Source organism: Pseudorhodobacter ferrugineus DSM 5888, from assembly GCF_000420745.1.
GTDB classification, from domain to species: Bacteria; Pseudomonadota; Alphaproteobacteria; order Rhodobacterales; family Rhodobacteraceae; genus Pseudorhodobacter; species Pseudorhodobacter ferrugineus.
Genome location: NZ_ATVN01000016.1, coordinates 1 through 19,061, shown reverse-complemented (window position 1 = coordinate 19,061; position 19,061 = coordinate 1). Strand labels below are relative to the sequence as shown.

At 55.8% G+C, this 19,061-nt stretch carries 20 protein-coding genes and 2 pseudogenes; 1 reads left to right on the top strand and 21 read right to left on the bottom strand.

Features of this window, described 5'->3' with window-relative positions:
* The first annotated feature begins 34 nt into the window (after nucleotides 1–34).
* Nucleotides 35–1,063, top strand: a pseudogene (locus G560_RS20725) (IS481 family transposase).
* Here the strand turns inward: G560_RS20725 and G560_RS21765 are convergent.
* The 21 genes and pseudogenes from G560_RS21765 to G560_RS0113795 all read right to left on the bottom strand — a co-directional run.
* Nucleotides 1,030–1,113, bottom strand: a pseudogene (locus tag G560_RS21765) (IS5/IS1182 family transposase); the annotation flags it as partial. The pseudogenes G560_RS20725 and G560_RS21765 sit on opposite strands and share 34 nt — an antisense overlap.
* Nucleotides 1,114–1,257: 144 nt before the next feature.
* On the bottom strand, nucleotides 1,258–2,049 hold the full coding sequence (locus G560_RS0113890; protein ID WP_022704910.1) for an amino acid ABC transporter ATP-binding protein: 792 nt from the start codon (nucleotides 2,047–2,049) through the stop codon (nucleotides 1,258–1,260).
* Between the two features lie 11 nt (nucleotides 2,050–2,060).
* Nucleotides 2,061–3,464 (bottom strand): amino acid ABC transporter permease, encoded by a 1,404-nt coding sequence (locus G560_RS0113885; protein ID WP_022704909.1) that lies wholly within the window; start codon nucleotides 3,462–3,464, stop codon nucleotides 2,061–2,063.
* Between the two features lies 1 nt (nucleotide 3,465).
* Nucleotides 3,466–4,719, bottom strand: a complete 1,254-nt coding sequence (locus G560_RS0113880) for an amino acid ABC transporter permease (protein WP_022704908.1) — start codon at nucleotides 4,717–4,719, stop codon at nucleotides 3,466–3,468.
* Nucleotides 4,720–4,857: 138 nt separating this feature from the next.
* Nucleotides 4,858–5,880, bottom strand: coding sequence for an amino acid ABC transporter substrate-binding protein (locus G560_RS0113875; RefSeq protein WP_028914102.1), 1,023 nt, complete (start codon nucleotides 5,878–5,880; stop codon nucleotides 4,858–4,860).
* A gap of 234 nt (nucleotides 5,881–6,114) precedes the next feature.
* Nucleotides 6,115–6,822: an ATP12 family chaperone protein gene (locus tag G560_RS0113870; protein WP_022704906.1), complete on the bottom strand. Its 708-nt coding sequence runs from the start codon at nucleotides 6,820–6,822 to the stop codon at nucleotides 6,115–6,117.
* Nucleotides 6,819–7,865: an RluA family pseudouridine synthase gene (locus G560_RS0113865; RefSeq protein ID WP_022704905.1), complete on the bottom strand. Its 1,047-nt coding sequence runs from the start codon at nucleotides 7,863–7,865 to the stop codon at nucleotides 6,819–6,821. Before G560_RS0113865 ends, G560_RS0113870 begins: the two co-directional genes overlap by 4 nt.
* A complete protein-coding gene (gene crcB, locus G560_RS0113860) occupies nucleotides 7,862–8,239 on the bottom strand; it encodes a fluoride efflux transporter CrcB (RefSeq protein WP_022704904.1) in 378 nt (125 codons plus the stop codon). Before crcB ends, G560_RS0113865 begins: the two co-directional genes overlap by 4 nt.
* A 123-nt stretch (nucleotides 8,240–8,362) precedes the next feature.
* Nucleotides 8,363–9,673, bottom strand: a complete 1,311-nt coding sequence (locus G560_RS0113855; RefSeq protein WP_022704903.1) for a replication-associated recombination protein A — start codon at nucleotides 9,671–9,673, stop codon at nucleotides 8,363–8,365.
* A 41-nt stretch (nucleotides 9,674–9,714) separates the two neighbouring features.
* Complete coding sequence (locus tag G560_RS0113850; RefSeq protein WP_022704902.1) at nucleotides 9,715–11,091, bottom strand: trypsin-like peptidase domain-containing protein; 1,377 nt, start codon at nucleotides 11,089–11,091, stop codon at nucleotides 9,715–9,717.
* Nucleotides 11,092–11,167: 76 nt separating this feature from the next.
* Nucleotides 11,168–11,755, bottom strand: coding sequence for an acyl-homoserine-lactone synthase (locus G560_RS0113845; protein WP_022704901.1), 588 nt, complete (start codon nucleotides 11,753–11,755; stop codon nucleotides 11,168–11,170).
* Between the two features lie 50 nt (nucleotides 11,756–11,805).
* Entirely contained in the window at nucleotides 11,806–12,390 is a 585-nt protein-coding gene (locus tag G560_RS0113840; RefSeq protein WP_022704900.1) for an autoinducer binding domain-containing protein, read from the bottom strand.
* A 211-nt stretch (nucleotides 12,391–12,601) separates the two neighbouring features.
* A complete protein-coding gene (gene rplQ / locus G560_RS0113835; RefSeq protein ID WP_022704899.1) occupies nucleotides 12,602–13,021 on the bottom strand; it encodes a 50S ribosomal protein L17 in 420 nt (139 codons plus the stop codon).
* Between the two features lie 131 nt (nucleotides 13,022–13,152).
* Nucleotides 13,153–14,169 (bottom strand): DNA-directed RNA polymerase subunit alpha, encoded by a 1,017-nt coding sequence (locus G560_RS0113830; protein ID WP_022704898.1) that lies wholly within the window; start codon nucleotides 14,167–14,169, stop codon nucleotides 13,153–13,155.
* Between the two features lie 120 nt (nucleotides 14,170–14,289).
* Nucleotides 14,290–14,679, bottom strand: a complete 390-nt coding sequence (rpsK, locus tag G560_RS0113825; protein ID WP_022704897.1) for a 30S ribosomal protein S11 — start codon at nucleotides 14,677–14,679, stop codon at nucleotides 14,290–14,292.
* 14 nt (nucleotides 14,680–14,693) lie between these two features.
* Nucleotides 14,694–15,062: a 30S ribosomal protein S13 gene (rpsM, locus tag G560_RS0113820; RefSeq protein ID WP_028914100.1), complete on the bottom strand. Its 369-nt coding sequence runs from the start codon at nucleotides 15,060–15,062 to the stop codon at nucleotides 14,694–14,696.
* 181 nt (nucleotides 15,063–15,243) lie between these two features.
* Nucleotides 15,244–15,897: an adenylate kinase gene (locus G560_RS0113815; protein WP_022704895.1), complete on the bottom strand. Its 654-nt coding sequence runs from the start codon at nucleotides 15,895–15,897 to the stop codon at nucleotides 15,244–15,246.
* A gap of 9 nt (nucleotides 15,898–15,906) precedes the next feature.
* Nucleotides 15,907–17,262: a preprotein translocase subunit SecY gene (gene secY, locus G560_RS0113810; RefSeq protein WP_022704894.1), complete on the bottom strand. Its 1,356-nt coding sequence runs from the start codon at nucleotides 17,260–17,262 to the stop codon at nucleotides 15,907–15,909.
* A gap of 110 nt (nucleotides 17,263–17,372) precedes the next feature.
* Entirely contained in the window at nucleotides 17,373–17,852 is a 480-nt protein-coding gene (gene rplO, locus G560_RS0113805) for a 50S ribosomal protein L15 (RefSeq protein ID WP_022704893.1), read from the bottom strand.
* A gap of 145 nt (nucleotides 17,853–17,997) precedes the next feature.
* Nucleotides 17,998–18,744 (bottom strand): DUF4145 domain-containing protein, encoded by a 747-nt coding sequence (locus G560_RS19330; protein ID WP_197082914.1) that lies wholly within the window; start codon nucleotides 18,742–18,744, stop codon nucleotides 17,998–18,000.
* A 60-nt stretch (nucleotides 18,745–18,804) separates the two neighbouring features.
* Nucleotides 18,805–19,061, bottom strand: a 257-nt coding sequence (locus tag G560_RS0113795; RefSeq protein ID WP_022704891.1) for an ATP-binding protein, incomplete at its 5' end; no start/stop codon positions are given.

Here is a 19,061-nt window from a genome sequence, read left to right as displayed (position 1 = left end):
GTGCAATCCTTTCTCAGGAATGGAAGAAAGCATTATGGGACAAGTTCGTTACGGGCGCGCCACGGCCACGCACGCCGTCAGAGCTGCAATACAGCGATCGCAAGCTTCGCTCACGCAGTTGAGCAAGCAGCTGGGCATCAACCCCAACACTGTAGCGAAGTGGTGCAAACGCCGGACCGTGGAAGACACCTCAAGACCGGACCGAGGGAGCCGCGCTCAACTGCCTTGACCGAAGCCGAGGAGGCGACCATCGTCGCATTCAGACGGCCTACATTGTTGCCGCTGGACGACTGTCTCTATGCGCTGCAACCGACGATCCCGCATTTGACGCGTTCAGATTTGCATCGATGCCTTCAGCGTCATGGCATTTCTCGGTTACCTGATGTGGAAGGTGACAAACCAAAGCGTCAGAAGTTCAAGCGCTACCCCATCGGCTTCTTTCATATCGACATTGCCGAGGTCCAGACCGCTGAAGGCAAGCTCTATATATTCGTGGGCATTGACCGCACAAGCTAGTTTGCCGTGACCCAACTCGTCGAGAAGGCAGACAGGAAGACCGCCTGGGAGTTCTTGCAGATCTTGCTCGAAGCAGTGCCTTATCGCGTCCATACCATTTTGCCCCCCTTTTACACATGCAGGGATGTGTTGCCGGGCAATGGACAACGACATCCAGTTCGCTGAGCAACCACGCAATCGCAACACCGCATATTCAAGGCCAATGCGTTTCGACATGATCTGTGAGGCCAATGGTATCGAACATCGCCTTACCAAGCCAAACCATCCGTGGACCATCGGTCAGGTGGAGCGCATGAACCGCACAATCAAAGACGCGACGGTCAAGCGTTTCCACTACGACGACCACAACCAACGCCGCACCCATCTCGCGGACTTCATAGCAGCCTACAACTTTGCTCGCAGCCTCAAGACCCTCGGTGGGCTCACACCCTACGAATACATCTGCAAGATCTGGACTTCAGAGCCAGATCGATTCATCCTAAATCCGATCCACCAGATGCTGGGACTGAATACTGCGGTCAGAAACAGGGTGCGGGGCCGTCCCTGACTGTCGCAGACCGCGTGCAGTTTTGAGTTCAACCCGCCTTTACTGCCGCCAGTGAAGCAATGAGCTACCCTGACCCCAAGCAATTTAACGGGGCCAGAGCCCAACAAAGCCCCCCGCTTTCTTTTCGGCGAAAATATCCCGGGGGTTGAATTTGCCGTAAGGCAAAGAAGGGGGCAGCGCCCCCTTCCCTTTGATCAGTGGCCTAAAATCTGGCTCAGGAACAGCTTGGTCCGCTCGGACTGCGGGTTGTTAAAGAAGTCGTGCGGATTGTTTTGCTCTACAATCTGCCCTTGGTCCATAAAGATAACACGGTTGGCCACGGCCTGCGCAAAGCCCATCTCATGCGTCACGCACAGCATGGTCATGCCTTCTTCGGCCAGCTCGATCATCGTATCCAGAACTTCCTTGATCATCTCGGGGTCAAGCGCCGACGTCGGTTCATCAAACAGCATGATCCGCGGTTTCATGCACAAAGACCGCGCAATCGCCACACGTTGCTGCTGCCCACCCGACAACATGCCCGGATACTTATGCGCCTGCTCGGGGATCTTGACCTTGTTCAAGTAATGCATCGCCACTTCCTCGGCCTCTTTCTTTGGGGTCTTGCGAACCCAAATCGGTGCCAAAGTCAGGTTTTCCAGAATGGTCAAATGCGGGAACAGGTTAAAGTGCTGGAACACCATCCCCACTTCGGACCGGACTTTGTCGATGTTTTTCAAGTCGCTCGTCAACTCGGTCCCATCCACAATAATCTGGCCCTGCTGATGCTCTTCCAAACGGTTGATACAGCGGATCAGCGTCGATTTACCCGACCCCGACGGGCCCGCAATAACAATGCGCTCCCCGCGGTTCACGGTCAGGTCAATGTCGCGCAGCACGTGGAATGTGCCGTACCACTTGTTCATGTTGCTGATCTGGATCGCGACCTCATCGCTTACCTGCATGTGGCTGCGGTCCAGTTTACGGTCGGCCATGGCTTCTGACATAGCGGTCTCCCTTAGTGGTGATCGGTTTTCAGCTTGCCTTCAAGATACTGCGAGTACCGGGACATGCCGAAACAGAAGATGAAGAAACAAAGCGCGATGAAGGCGTAAAGCTCCATGAAGATACCATTCCAATTGCTATCTGCGCGGATCGCACTGGACAGGCCAATCGGGTCCAAGATGCCGATAAACACAACCAGCGTGGTATCTTTGAACAACCCGATAAAGGTGTTCACGATACCCGGGATCGAAATTTTCAGTACTTGTGGCAACAGGATAAGGCGCTGCGACTTCCAGTAATCAAGGCCAAGCGCATCCGCCGCCTCATACTGGCCGCGCGGCAGGGCTGCAAAGCCCCCACGGATCACCTCGGCCATATAGGCCGCTGCAAACAGTGTTACCATGATGATAACCCGCAAAACGATGTCAAAATTTGTGCCCGGCGGCAGGAAATAGTTCAGCAGCAAGCTGGCCGTGAACAGCAAGGTGATCAGTGGCACGCCGCGAATGAATTCAATGAAGCCAACGCAGATCCACTTGACCAAAGGCATATCTGACTGACGGCCAAGCGCGAGCAAAATGCCAATTGGCAGTGACAGCGCAATCCCCGTAACGCCAATGATGATCGAAATCATAAAGCCGCCAAAGTCATGCGACTGGATCGGCACCAAGCTGATCGGGATAGCCGAAGCAACCGCATCACCGATTGGCTCTGCAAGAAAAAACCACCAGATAACCGGCGCCAAGACCGCACCGACTGTTGCGGCAAGGCTCGAAATGCGCTGCAAGGCAATGAAAGCGATGTAGCCAACGGCAAATCCCATCATGGCAAAGACCGGAAACCAAATCGAGCCCCCCCAAAGCAGCCAAAAGGCCAAGAACGGAAACGCCGCCGAGAACCAAAGTGCCTTGCGCGGGATCGCGTCAAAAAGAACAGGCACAAGTGCCGCGACCATCAGGATAAAGGTCAGGCTTGGCCTCCAATAGCGAAACACCACGCCGAAACCTTTCTCGGCCTCGACACTCGCGTCGCCCCAGCCCTTTGCCGTCGCCAGATCAACGCCGGTTAACGCCGAGATGATTGCCGGGTCTGTGTATTGCGGATAAAAGCCAAACAACAGCTGATGCCAGCGATCCTTGATGACCCCCCAGCAAGCCCCCGAGGCACCGTCAAGAATTTCCCGGCATTCCGCGAGCGAATTCGCGTTCCAAATCGAATTTTGGAACCACGGCCCAAGATGCACGAAAAGGAAATACACTGCCGCAACCCCCAACAGGGTCAGGATCGTGTTCACAGGCCCCGAAAACAGGTTTTCCGTCAGCCAGCGCACCGCTCCAACCTGGCCGGTTGGCGGCGCTTTTTGCGGAATCATGGTGTCGCGGACATAGGCGGCTGTGTTGCTATGTGTGTCACTCATCTCAACGCTCCTTCAACTTGACGGAATTGTTGTAGACGTTCATCGCACCGGAGATCATCAGGCTGACGATCAGATAGGTCATCATCAACAACAGCATGCATTCCAATTCCCGCCCCGTTTGGTTCAGCGTGATGCCGCCCAAAGTGGCCCGCAAGTCCATATACCCCACAGCAATCGCAAGCGATGTGTTTTTGGTGATGTTCAAGTATTGCGAAATCAACGGTGGAATGATCACCCGCAGCGCCTGTGGCAAGATCACAAGGTTCATGGTCCTGTTCGGGCGCAGGCCCAACGCAAAGGCCGCTTCGGTTTGGCCTTTGGAAATCGCCAGAATACCCGCCCGCACGTTCTCGGCGATAAAGGCGCCCGTATACAGCGTCAGCGCCAACCACATCGCGATGAACGAGTTGCGCAAATAGCTCCCACCTTGAAAGTTAAAGCCCTTCAGCTCGGGGTATTCTAGGTGGAACCCCATCGCGAGCAGGGCAATCAGCGTTGGCGCAATAAGGATCAACGCAGATTTCCACCAGGTCACGGGGCGCACGCCTGTCGCCTCTTGCACAACTCCCGCCTTGCGTTGCAAAGCGCGGTACCCCCAAATGCTCGCGATGATCAGCGCAATAAGAACAATGTAATTTGTGCTGACAGACACGATCCCAAGATTGATATCGCCCAAGCTGCGGTCAAACAATGCGCCCGGCAGATAGGTGCCGCGGTTGGTTATGGCCACGCTATCGAAAAAGAACATAGACGAGGTCGGATTTTCACCCCGAAACGCATTGGGCGCCGGTGTGATTTCTGTAAGAACCGCGAAAATGACAATAATCCACAGCAAAAGCGGCACGTTGCGGAATATCTCGACATAAACCGTCATGATTTTTGAGACGATCCAGCTTTTCGACAACCGCAAAACCCCTGCAATCACCCCGATGACGGTCGCCGAAGCGCAGGCGGCGACGGCCAGAACCAGTGTATTCAAAAGGCCAACAATCCAAGCCCGCGCATGCGAGCTGTCGTTGGTGTAATTCACCAGCATCTGGTTGATGTCGTAACCGGCACGCGAGCCAAGAAAGCCAAAGTTGATGTCTTTGCCCTTTTGGGCAAGGTTGGCCAGCGTGTTGTCAACCAACCACGCAAAGCCCGCCATAAACAAAAACAGAAACAGGATCTGGATCGTAATCGATCGATACCGTGTATCATAGATAAGCATACTCAGCCGGAACGAGCTGCCCGATGGTTCAGACGTCATCGCCATTGATATTCCCCCTGGGTCTGATCTGGCGCTTTATCGCGCTCTGATGCGGTCAGGGCTTTGCCCGCGCATCTGTCAGAATTGACGAATTGGTTGGAAAAAAAGGGCGCACCAATGGCGCGCCCTTTCCTTAGCCTCGCCTTAACGGAAGGGCGGGGAGTACTGCAAACCACCTTGGGTCCAAAGCGCGTTCAAGCCACGTGCCAGACCGATTGGGGTCGATTCACCGATGTTTGCGGCAAAGATTTCGCCATAGTTGCCATTAGCCGCAATCGCGCGCTTGGCCCACTGCTTGTCCAAGCCGAACATCGCACCAAGATCGTCCTCGGACGACCCCAACATACGGTCGACTTCTGGGTTAGCGGTGCCTTTCGACAGCTCTTCGATGTTTGCCGACGTGATGCCCAGCTCTTCTGCTGCAACAAGTGCGTTCATCGTCCAGCGAACGATGTCAGCCCACTGGTCGTCGCCATGCGCAACCAATGGCCCAAGCGGCTCTTTCGAGATGATCTCGGGCAAAAGCGCGTGGTTTTCTGGATCGGCAAATGTCGCACGTGTTGCGGCCAGGCCAGATGCGTCCGTGGTGTACACGTCACATGCGCCAGCAAGGTACTGCTGCTGTGCTTCTGCGTTGGTTTCAATCGGAACCGGCTCATAGGTCATGTTGTTGGCTTTGAAATAGTCAGCCAAGTTCAGCTCGGTTGTGGTGCCGGTCTGGATACAAACGGTCGATCCGTCCAGTTCCTTAGCCGAAGACACGCCCATCGCCTTGTTGATCATAAAGCCCTGACCATCGTAGTAGTTCACGCCAGCAAAGGTAAACTTCAAGTCCGCATCGCGGCTCAAGGTCCAGGTGGTGTTGCGGGCCAGCATGTCGATTTCACCCGAAGCCAGCGCTGTAAAGCGGGTCTGGCCAGTGGTTGTGACAAACTTTACCTTCTTGGGGTCGCCCAGCACGGCAGCGGCAACAGCGCGGCAAACTGCCACGTCAAAGCCTTGCCATTCGCCAGCCGAATCCGGAGCCGAGAAACCGTTAACGCCTGTCGAGACGCCACAGTTCAATTCACCACGGGCTTTGACTTCATCCAACACAGTTGCGGATGCAGCACCAGCGACAAGCGTCACGGCGGCTGTCATTGCTCCGAAGAATACGGTTTTATTCATTTTTACCTCTTCCTGATTGCCCACCCATTTTCAGGTGGATTAATTGCTCCCTTGCCCCGTCGCCGGGGCGAAACTGATTGAGGGATCCCCCCCTCAGCGTAGGACAGTTTCGTCCGAACCGCTTTGAAAGGTCAAGTGCAACCCATCGTCAAACCAAAGAATGTGCGTTTTCACTGGTCTTAGCGTGGAATAATGCAAGAACAGGCCCGATAGGCGGGTTCTTGCGCAAGATTGTTACCCACACAATGCAAAGAATCGGGCAGCTTGTAAAACACTGCCGCGTTTATAGGCCTCGGATTCGGCAGCTTCTTCATCCGCCCCCCACAGCTCGATCTGCCAAGCCTCATCAATCCGCGACAGGTCAAACCCTGCCTCAGCCGCGACCTGTCCCCGCGCAATGGCCAGCGCGATAACCAGCGACCCTGTAATCGCGACCAAATCGTGGAAGGCTGCAAGCTGGAACGGGGTCAACGCATGGACCGCGCTCGACAATCCCCGAAGGCTTTGCTCGGGTTGCTCAACCGGCATGATCCCGTGGGTCACGGTCAAATCAGCCCCGAAATGCACCTTGGTCCATACCAAAAGCGGGTCCCACGCAGCCGCTTGCCGCGCGATCAACTCTTGCGGGGCCTCGGCACGGTAACATAACAAATCCGACCCGCCATAACCCGCCAACATATCAGCCACAGCCGTGAACTGCGGAATCACCTTATCCAGCGCCGAATTGGCCGTGCGGGTATAGGGCATGGTTTCGGGCCGCACTTTGCCGTCTTGTGCTTGCCATTCCGCGGCAACCGCCTCGGCCAATGCGCGGCTTGGCACCCAAAACGCGGTTTTCGCAGGGGTTTTCAGCCCGCGCCCGTCCAAAGACACGGTAAACCCATGCTCCGCCGCAACCACCTCGGCCTGTTTCCAGAACCGTTTTGGCGCCCAACTGCTCATGCACCATCCCCGAACGGGTCGGCAGGCACATCATTAATGCCCCAATCCAGCGCCTTCCAGGTCCGGTCCATATGGTCGGGCAAGGGGGCCAGAAACGTCATCATCTTTTTGGTGATCGGGTGTTCAATGGTCAGCGACCGCGCGTGCAGATGCAGTTTCTTGCTGATCTCGCCGCCAATCGACGCGCCCCAACCATCGCCTTGGTTTTCGGTCCCCGACCCGCCGTATTTGCCATCGCCCAAAATCGGGTGGCCCATTTCGGCCATATGCGCGCGCAGCTGGTGCGTGCGCCCCGTCACAGGTTCCAACGCCATCCACGACAGACGGCTGCCCAAAAACCACAGCACGAAAAAATCGGTCTGCGCGCGTTTCGCCTCGGGGTGCTCGTTCATCTTGGCGGGATGCACACAAATCATCTTTTCGCCTTCACCGCCACGGCCCCGCCCACCCGCCTTCATCAACCCGTACTTAATCGACCCTTTGCGCGGGTTCGGCACACCTGCCACCGCTGCCCAGTAAATCTTGCGCGTGGCCCGGTGGCGCAACGCCTCGGACAGCGCGCGCGCCACCCGATCGGTCCGCGCCAGCATCAACAGACCAGACGTATCCTTGTCCAACCGATGCACCAGCTTGGGCCGGTCCTTATAGCCAAACTTCAGCGCCTCGGTCAGCCCGTCGACATGCCGGTCGCCCTGCCCCGACCCGCCTTGGCTCGGCAACCCCGGCGGTTTGTTGATGATGATCAAATGCTCGTCTTTGAAAATCACACAATTCTGGATCATCTTGGTATCCGCCGCCGACACGCCATCCTTGGCGGGCCGCGACGGCGCATCCCCCGTAGGCAACGGCGGGATGCGAATTTCCGCCCCCGGCTCCACGCGGTCCGATGCCTTGGCCCGCCCGCCATTGACCCGCACCTGCCCGGTGCGGCACATCTTTTCAACCGCACCTTGGGTCAAATGTGGAAACCGCCGCTTGAACCAACGGTCCAATCGCTGTTCGCCTTCATCCACCGAAACGGTCAACAACTTCACATCGCTCATGCCAAAATCCCTCGCATAGACAGCACGCCACAGATTAGCGCGATGATAGATAAAATAACCGACCCGGCCACATAGGCCCCAGCCAGCGCCACTTGCCCGCGTTCCCAAATGGTAAACGCATCGAGCGAAAAGGCCGAAAACGTGGTGAACCCGCCCAAAATGCCCGTCATCAAAAACGGCGCAAACCGTGTGCCGCCTTTGTGCGCCAACAGCACAACCAGCACGCCCATCAGGAACGACCCCGCGATATTCACAATCAGCGTGCCATAGGGAAACCCCGGCCCGATGCCGCGCATCACCGCGACATTGGTCAGATAACGGGCAGATGCACCGATAGCGCCGCCAAGGGCAACTTGAAGCAAGGTTATGATCATCCGCGCTATCTGTGCCCGATGGCGGGTTTTGTCAACCAGACAAGGTCTAATCTGGGCGACATACGGGTGTATGTACGGATGGCATACAGATGACATACGCGGTGAATACGCCCCCAAACGGGGTCAGTTGCCCTGCCGCTTGCCCCGCAGCTTGACAAAATAATCCACCCGTTTTTTCAACTCACGCTCAAATCCGCGTTCCAATGGCATGTACCAAACGGGCCGTTTCATCACGTCAGGAAAGTAGTTTTGCCCCGAAAACCCGTCCTCGGCATCATGGTCATAGGCATAGCCCGCGCCGTAACCTATGTCCTTCATCATCTTGGTCGGCGCGTTCAAAATGTGCTTGGGCGGGGGTTCCGATCCGGTCTGTTTTGCTGCCGCCCGCGCCGCCTTATAGGCCACATAAACCGCGTTCGACTTGGGCGCGAGGGCGATGTAAACCACCGCCTGCGCCAGTGCCAACTCACCCTCGGGGCTGCCAAGTCGTTCATATGTTTGCCAACTTTGCAGACATACCTCTTGCGCCTGCGGGTCGGCCAGCCCGATATCCTCAACCGCCATACGCGTGATGCGGCGGGCCAAGAAACGCGGGTCTTCGCCCCCCTCCAGCATCCGCGCGAACCAATACAGCGCGGCATCCGGGTCCGATCCACGCACCGATTTGTGCAGCGCGGAAATCAGGTTGTAATGCTCTTCGCCCGATTTGTCGTATTTTGCGGCCCGCCGCATTAACCGCTGCGAAAGCTGGTCACGCGTAAGGTTGGCGTCCAGCTTCCACGCCGCCACCTGCTCGATCAAATTCAACAAGGCCCGACCGTCCCCATCGGCCATTTCCAACATCGCCTCACGCGCCTCACCCTTCAACGGCAACGCGCGGTTCAGTTCTTTTTCCGCCCGCTGCGCCAACAGCTCCAGCTCCGTCAAAGAAAGTCGTTCTAAAACAATAACTTGTGACCGTGACAGCAACGCCGCGTTCAATTCAAAACTGGGGTTTTCCGTGGTGGCCCCGACCAAAAGGATCGTGCCATCTTCCATATAGGGCAAGAAACCATCTTGCTGCGCCTTGTTGAAACGGTGGATCTCATCGACGAACAACAACGTCCCCCGCCCATTTTGCCGCCGCAGCTTGGCCGCCTCAAACACTTTGCGCAGGTCGGGCACGCCGGTAAAAATCGCCGATATCTGCACAAAGGCAAGATCGGTCTCATCCGCCAGCAGCCGCGCAATCGTGGTTTTCCCCACCCCGGGCGGCCCCCAAAACACCAACGACGACAGCGACCCCGCCCCCAGCATCGCCCCCAACGGCCCCTCAGGCGACAAAACCTTGGCCTGCCCAATCACCTCGGACAGCTTGCGCGGGCGCAAACGGTCGGCCAAGGGGCGCGGCCCTTCGGCTTTGGGGGAAGGTGTTTGATCAAAAAGGTCGGTCATAAGGGCAGGTTACGCTGTCCTGCCCCGCATAGAAAGTCCTGTCACAACCTAAACCGCAGACGCAGCAACTGCCCGCCACGGGTTAGGTCAACCGACCAGCTGCGCGTATCGATTTCTGCAATGGCCTGCACATCTGCAGCGGCTTTCACCTCACTGCCGTTGATGGCAATCACAATATCCCCTGCAATCATTCCGGTACGGATCAAAGGCCACTTTACATCTGTAATAACAACGCCTTGTGCCGACAACGGCAGGTCCAATGAGGAAATCAATGCAGGCCCGATGTCAGCCACCGTCAGGCCCGCAAGACCGCCTTGGGTAATCGCAACCTCGGCCGCGCTATCGGCCTGCGGCGGGGCCACAAGCACGACATTAGCGGTGCTCAAAACCCCGCCACGCAGGTATTCCACCGCAATGTCTGCACCAATTCCAGCGACGGCAAGACGGAACATCACCTCTTGCGGGCTGTTCACATCCGCACCAGCCAAGTGAACAATCACATCCCCCGCGACAAGCCCCGCTTGGCCAAACGGGCTTTGCGGGTGGAGTTCATCCAGTACAATTCCAACAGGGCGGTCCATACCCAAGGCCTTGGCCATCTGCGCATCAACCGTTTGCCCCACAACCCCAGCCCAAGGGCGCATGAACTGGTCATTCCCATTTGCCGCCTGTGTCATCATCTGCGCCACCAAATCGGCAGGAATAGCAAATCCTACGCCGTTTGACCCGCCCGCCTTTGAAATGATCGCCGTGTTGATCCCGATCAACCGCCCCGCCATATCAATCAGCGCACCGCCCGAATTGCCGGGGTTCACAGGGGCATCGGTTTGAATGAAATACCCGCGCCCAAGGGATGCCGATGACCGCGCAAGGCCCGACACAATGCCACTCGACACCGTTTGGCCCACACCAAACGGGTTCCCTATTGCCAGCACCAACTCACCCACCTCAACCGCATCACTGCCACGCAGGGACAGAAACGGCAGGTCCTTTGCCTCGTCCAACTGCAACAAGGCAAGGTCGCTTTCCTCATCGGCCATAATCACCCTAGCCGTAAATTCGCGGCGGTCGGTTAGCACCACACGAATATCCGTCGCCTCGCCCACCACATGAAAGTTCGACATGACCAAACCGCCGGCCCCAAGAATCACCCCCGACCCAAGGGAATTTTGAACCCGCTCAACGGGTTGCCCGAACCCTTCAAAAAATTGCCCGAAAAACGGATCGCCTGCAAAGGGGCTGTCCTGCCCTTGGACAATCAGTTTCGCATAGATGTTAACAACAGCCGGCGCCGCTTGTCGCACCAGCGGCGCAAAAGACAAGCTGATTTCGGCGCCAGAGGCCGGAACCGTTTGCGCAAGCCCAATGATCGGCAAAAAGCAAATACCCAACGCGGCAATTAAGTTTTTTACCCGCATGAAAGTCTCCGTGTTGCAGCACCGCCATCGATATGCGCTATCGATGGCGGTTCCGCAACGGCCGCATGCTCCACATCTAGTGCATCTTTGCGGCCATGTTGATGGTAACGCATACGCAGTCGACGCCATCAATATCCATGATTGGACCAGCGGGTTCACAGTCAAGGCCAACACGGCGGCCCAAACGGCGCGAGTTTTCAGGGATCAGGCCAAGAACCGAGGTGGCACCCAAATTTCGCGCAGAAATCACCATTTCATGGCGCAACTGCAACTGGACCCGCAGCCGCAAATTGGCTGGCACAAGGTCAGACACGAACACACGGCTGCTTTCCCAGATGTGATCGGCAACGGGCGCTTGCTCATAAAGAAGCGTTTGCGGAATCGAGGCCAAAAGCCCCATCTGCGCATCACGGATCATGTAGGAATAAACGCCACAGCGATGGGTCGTTGGTGTCAAACGGATACCGGCCAAAACCTGACCCGCCTCGTGCACCGCGACCCAGCGGCTTGCGGGCGTGTCATACTGGTCAAATTCCATTCCGTTTGCTTGGGGCAGATCCCACTTGTTTTGCAGGATGAATGAACGGTGGCGCGCCCGAAACATGTTGGCAAACAGCTCACCATGATTGTGCAAGTTCTCGTAAGAGAGTGTAGTAACTTCCATTTTAGTGCTCCTTCTGGGGTTAAAACCTGTCAGAGGGGCGCCATACACTCCTAAAGCAATCGGTACTCTCGCGCTTTTTTCAGGGCTTCTGATGTGGTGCGGGCTTCAAGCCGTACGCGCGCCGAAGTGAGACGCGCCTTGAAGGCACTTTCCGATATCCCTAGTTTGTCTGCGGCAGCAGTGTGTCGGTCCCCATTCGCGATGCATTGCAACGCTTCAATCTGTGCTTTTGTCAATTCAGACGGTGGCTTTGCCTCAATATGCAGGCGTGCGGTTATTTCCGTGAGCCGCGCCATTTCTTCGTCTGAAAATTCTCGATCAGACCGGCATATGCCAGCCATCGACCGAGAGGTAATAGGCCCATAAGATGAGACGACACCATAGGTCATCCCATGCGCAGCAGCCTTCTTTAGCACATTAAACGGGTCCGGAAGCCGAATCTCACTCCAGCGAGCGGTTCCTGCGGTCCCTATCCCCCAAAACACAAGAGGGTCGCGAAGGTAATAGGAATTGGCATTGTAATAGGCCACCCAGTCTGCAGGGTAGCAGCTATGATAAATAAGCGGGGATGCAAACCGGATATGCAGCCCAACGGCATAGCCTTCCGGCGCCAGCTGATGCAACTCGTCATACAATCCTGTCAGCCTCTTCTCTAACGACATCAACCTTAACAGAGTCCCTATAGATTCGGATCAACCCTAAGTTCTTAACCACATCTCTGCCAGCATCTTCGTTAACAATTCGTTTACGAAAGGCCAAGCGTCGTACAAACCACACGATTGAACCACATCAAAAAAAAACGCCCGCCGATTGGGCGGGCATTTCATCAAAATTACAAGTTAGAGCTTACGCGTCAACAGCTTCTTCTGCCGCTACACGCGCCTTATCGGCTGCGCCTTTTGCATTCGGGTCACGATCAACAAATTCGATGATCGCCATTGGTGCCATATCGCCATAGCGGAAACCGGCTTTCAGAACGCGCACATAGCCGCCCTGACGGTCCTTGTAGCGTGGGCCAAGAATTTCGAACAAGCGAGCCACATACTGGTCCTGCTTCAACTGAGCCGCAGCCTGACGGCGGGCGTGCAGATCGCCACGCTTTGCCAGCGTGATCAGCTTTTCGATGATCGGGCGCAGTTCTTTTGCCTTAGGCAAAGTTGTTTTGATTTGCTCATGTTCAATGAGCGAGCCACACATGTTGGCGAACAGCGCTTTGCGGTGTTCATGTGTGCGGTTTAGACGGCGGTAACCACGGGCGTGACGCATTTTATTCTCCTAAAGTCGCGTTTTGCTTTGTCCGGCAGCCCTCGACTGGGCCACTCACCTTGGGGCGTTATGCCCATATTTTCCCCGGCAGATCCGGGCATTTGCGGGGGGCGTTGCCGCCCCCCTAACTCTTAAAACTGGTCTTCAAAACGCTTGGCCAGATCTTCGATGTTCTCTGGCGGCCAATCTTCGACGTCCATGCCAAGGTGCAAGCCCATACCAGACAGCACTTCCTTGATTTCGTTCAAGGATTTGCGGCCAAAGTTCGGCGTACGCAGCATTTCGGCTTCGGTCTTCTGGATCAGATCGCCGATGTATACGATATTGTCGTTCTTCAGGCAGTTTGCCGAACGGACCGACAGTTCCAGCTCGTCGACTTTCTTCAGCAGCAGCGGGTTGAATTCCAACCCATCATCCACGTCCGAACGTGTCGCCGACTCAGGCTCGTCAAAGTTCACAAAGATCGACAGCTGGTCTTGCAAAATGCGTGCGGCATAGGCCACGGCGTCATCTGGCGTCAGCGACCCATCGGTTTCGATCTTCATCGTCAGCTTGTCATAGTCCAGAACCTGACCTTCACGGGTAGGCTGCACTTCATAGCTGACCTTTTTCACCGGCGAATAGATCGCATCAATCGGGATCAACCCGATTGGTGCATCTTCGGGGCGATTTTTGTCAGCAGAAACATAGCCTTTGCCGGTGTTGACGGTCAGTTCCATGAACACGTCAGCGCCATCATCAAGGTGGCAGATCACGTGATCCTTGTTCAGAACCTCAATCCCACCTGTTTCCGAGATGTCGCCAGCCGTCACAACGCCTGGACCCTTGGCGGAAATCGAAAGACGCTTTGGCCCTTCAATGTCCATGCGCAGGCTGACGCCTTTCAGGTTCAACACGATGTCAGTGACGTCTTCGCGCACACCGGCTACGGATGAAAATTCATGCAGGACGTTGTCGATCTGTACCGATGTGATGGCCGCGCCTTGCAGCGACGACATCAAAACGCGGCGCAGCGCGTTGCCCAGCGTTAGGCCAAAGCCACGCTCCAGCGGTTCAGCGATCACAGTAGCCGTGCGCGACGCGTCTGGGCCGGGGTTAACCACCAGCTGCGTCGGTTTGATCAGTTCGGCCCAATTTTTGTGGATCATGCGTATAGCCTCCATACTTGTCTTCTGCCCATGTCCCTAAGCAGTCGACGCCCGAGGATGTAGAAATGCCGAAATCGGGCCGTGCGCAAACCGCGCCCGGCCCGATAAAATAGAAAACCCTTAAACGCGGCGGCGCTTTGGTGGACGGCAGCCGTTGTGAGCCATTGGCGTTACATCACGGATAGACGTGATGTTCAGACCAGCAGCAGCCAGCGCACGCAGCGCGGACTCACGGCCCGAACCTGGGCCCTGCACTTCAACTTCCAGCGTTTTCACGCCATGCTCTTGCGCCTTACGCGCTGCATCTTCAGCAGCCATCTGGGCAGCATAAGGAGTCGATTTGCGCGACCCTTTAAAGCCCATGGTGCCCGAAGACGACCAAGAGATTGCGTTGCCCTGAACGTCAGAGATCAGGATTTTTGTGTTGTTGAACGAAGAGTTCACATGAGCAACGCCAGCGGCGATGTTCTTGCGCTCTTTTTTCTTCATACGGGTCTTATCGCGTGCCATTATTCAACGCCCCCTTATTTCTTCTTGCCAGCAATGGCCTTTGCAGGGCCTTTGCGGGTACGAGCGTTGGTGTGGGTACGCTGACCACGAACCGGCAGGCCACGACGATGGCGCAAGCCACGGTAGCAACCAAGGTCCATCAAGCGCTTGATGTTCATCGATGTTTCACGACGCAGGTCACCCTCAACGGTGAAGTTCGCGTCGATATGTTCGCGGATCGCGAGCACTTCGGCATCCGAAAGCTCGTTTACGCGGCGGGCGCGGTCAATGCCAACAGCCTCACAGATCAACTCTGCGGTGTGGGAACCGATCCCGGTGATATAGGTCAATGCGATGGGGACACGTTTCCCCGTCGGAATGTTTACGCCAGCAATACGAGCCACGCGCGCTTCCTTTCGTTGCGGTTCCGTTATGCCAGAACCTTTTTTCACAACCCAAGAGCGGCGTCTCCGCCCTTGATGTTTTCCGTTTACAATTTTGAGAGACCCAAAGTGCGAAACGATTCCCCTAGGGGACGCCGTGCAATATGGGGTTTTGACCCGCCCGTCAAGGGCAGGCCCGTGTTTAATCGCCGCTGTTCAGCACAGTTGCGATAGAACCCGCAACCACATCCATTTCGGCCAAACCATCCACGGACGACAGCGCGCCTTTGGCATAGTAATACCCGATCAAAGGCGAAGTTTTCTTGTAGTATTCCATCAACCGCGTGCGCAGCGCCTCTTCGGTGTCATCCGCGCGCCGCACCATCTTGTCCGACCCGCAGCTGTCACACACCCCTGCCACCGCTGTGGGCTTTGTCTGGTCATGATAGACCGCGCCGCAACCGCCACAGGTATAGCGTCCAGTGATCCGCGCGACCAAGGCCGCATCATCCACCCGCATTTCAATCACAGCGTTCAGCTTTTGGCCCGTATCGGCCATCAACTGGCCCAAAGCATCGGCTTGCGCCAAGGTGCGGGGAAAGCCGTCAAAAATGAACCCGCCACCCGCCGCGCCGCCCAACTTTTCACGGATCAAGCCAATCACGATTTCATCCGTAACCAACTCACCCCGTTCCATTACGGCAGCCACTTTGCGCCCCATCTCGGACCCCGAGGTTTTGGCCTCGCGCAGCATATCGCCTGTCGACAGTTGCACCATCTGGCGCTCATCGACCAACCGCTTTGCTTGCGTGCCTTTGCCAGCGCCGGGCGGCCCGAGAAGGATGATATTCGGCATAGGGCCCCCTTAGCGACGTGCTGGTGCTGGCTTGCCGCGCTTTTTCCCACGCAGCTGCGATTTTTCAATCAACCCTTCATACTGATGAGCCAACAGATGCGACTGAACCTGATTGATCGTATCCATCGTTACCGACACCACGATCAGCACCGAGGTGCCGCCAAAATAGAACGGAATCGCCAGCTGATGCCGCAGAATTTCCGGCAGCAAACAGACCAATGCCAGATAGCCAGACCCAAGCACCAATACACGGTTCACCACGTATTCCAGATACTCCTCGGTCTTTTTGCCGGGGCGAATGCCAGGCACAAAACCGTTCTGGCTTTTCAGGTTCTCGGCCACATCTTCAACTTTGAACGCCACGTTGTGTGTGTAGAAATAGGCAAAGAAAACAATCATACCGACAAAGAAAATCAGATAGAGCGGCTGCCCCGGGCCGAAATACGCAAGGATCGTCGACATGATCGGGCCGGTTTGCGCACCCGAGAAGGTCGAAATTGTCATTGGCAGCAGCAGCAAGCTGGACGCGAAAATCGCCGGAATAACACCCGCTGGGTTGACCTTAACAGGCAAATGGCTCGAGCCGCCATCATAGACCTTCATGCCCACCTGACGGCGGGGGTACTGAATATGGATTTTGCGCAAGGCGCGTTCCATGAACACCACGAAGGCAATCACGACCACAACCATTACGATGACGCCCACGATCACAGCAGGCGACAACGCGCCAGACCGACCCTGAGAAAAGAACTGCGCCAAAGCCGCAGGAATTTCCGCAACAATGCCGACGAAAATGATCAGCGAAATACCGTTGCCAATGCCGCGTGCAGTGATCTGTTCACCCAACCACATCAGGAACATCGTGCCGCCAACCAGCGTCACCATGCACGATGCAATAAAGAACCAACCGGGATTTGTTACCAAATCCCCGCTCTGCAAACTGACGGCGATGCCATATGACTGGAACGAGGCCAGCACAACCGTGCCATAGCGCGTGTATTGGTTGATCTTTTTCTGGCCTTGCTGGCCCTCTTTCTTCAATTGCTCCAGCCGCGGCACCATGGCCGTCAGCAGCTGCACGATGATCGAGGCCGAAATGTAAGGCATGATCCCCAGGGCGAAAATCCCCATGCGCGAAATCGCGCCGCCGGTGAACATGTTCAACATGCCCCCGATGCCGCCACTGATTTCCGCCATAAAGTTCTTCAGGGCTGTCCCATCGATCCCCGGTACAGGAATATAAGTCCCGATCCGGTACACGATCAGCAAGCCGATCGTGAAAAAGATGCGTTGACGCAGGTCGGTCGCCTTACCCAGCGCCCCCCAGCTCAGGTTGGCCGCCATTTGTTCCGCAGCTGATGCCATGGTAAAATTTCTCCACAGGCGCTAAAGGAAGCGCCGCCAACCGTTTTCCGGTCGGCGGCGCGAGAAAACTTATTAGGGATGTAAGCAGTCTTGCGACCACTCACAACCTATTATTCAGCCGCAGCCGCCACTTGTGCCGTAACTGTGAGGCTACCACCGGCTTTTGCGACCGCTTCAATGGCCGATGCCGACGCGCCAGTTACGATCAGCGTAACCTTGGCTTTCAGCTCGCCTTTGGACAGAACGCGAATACCGTCCAGCTTTTGCTTGGTCAAACCGGCCGCGATGATTGCGTCTTCGGTGATGTCGGCTTTGATGTCCAGCTTGCCAAGGTCGATGAATTTCTGGATCAGGCCCAGGTTCACAACGGCATAATGCTTTGCATTCGGCTTGGTAAAGCCGCGCTTTGGCAGGCGGCGATACAGCGGCATTTGCCCGCCTTCGTAACCACCAATAGAAACGCCCGAACGCGATTTCTGACCCTTGATACCACGGCCAGCGGTTTTACCCTTGCCCGAACCCGGACCACGCGCCTTGCGCTTTTGTTTCTTCGCTGCACCAGCGTTATCGGAAAGTTCATTCAGTTTCATGTCGCTTCTCCTATTGCCGGATGTGACCCCCAGCGACGGGAGCGGCCAAACGCGGCGTTTCTTGTTGATTCTTGTGACTATGAGGGGCCACTGGGAGCGTATAGAGGTAAGTAGTAGAGGGTTCAAGACTACACTGCAAACATCGTTATTCTTTGGGTTTCAAGATGGCTTCAATAGGGGCTCTTTTATTCTCTGGGAGCATATCCCACAACTCTTGTTGCTCTCGAGGTCGAGTGATCATCTGTTCGACAATTTCATTGAGGAGCCTAAACATAGTTGCTGCTATTGACGGATCATCATCAACAGAAATCACTCCGGGATGGACAGACTCGTTTCCAATAATCCGAAGCGAATGCATAACTTTTGTGAGCCCCGGTGATAAGCCCTGCTTATAAAGCGCGTTGATGTCTTTATTGATGTCCTTCCCATCTTGTCCAAGCTCTTTTAGCAAGACTTGCATAGCCAATCGCAAAAGAGCGACCGAAGCCCTAGGCGAACTCGAATACACCCGACCGGCTTCCTCAAATAGCTTCCGAACTGAAGCTGGCATGTCTTGGCTAGGAATTCCTACCGGCCCTGTTTGTGGATGGATTAACCTTCCAGCCAGCCAAATTGCCACCTCTCCACAGGAATCACACCTCGACAAATCCAAATTGTAGATCTCAAAACTGTAAGGATCACGCCGGATCAACGATGGGAAAACAGTTCCCTCCAAAGAGCGACTAACCTCCTGCAACCAAGCAAGATTTTTACGGCTGTCTTCGGTGTCTTGTCCTTTCAACTCCTTTTCGACCTTCTGTATCCATGGAGCATCAGGCTTTTGGGGAACGTCATCTTTTTTGAACCATTCACTCCGCAAAGACCCCCAGTACTGATGAGTGTTGATTGTCACTGAGAACTGACCCGGCATTGTCACCGCGATTTGACCCACCCATTAGTTATGTTCTCTATGTCATGATGGCGTCAATGCTGTTGCCTCCTTTCGCTTTTTCTTCGCTGTTTCGGAGCTGGCCTTGAAGCGGTAGCTGTCATTGCCAGTCTCGAGGATGTGGCAGCGATGGGTAAGACGATCGAGCAGTGCGGTGGTCATCTTGGCATCGCCGAACACGCTGGCCCATTCGCTGAAGCTCAGGTTGGTGGTGATGATGACGCTGGTGCGTTCATACAGCTTGCTCAGAAGGTGGAAGAGCAATGCACCGCCAGAGGCAC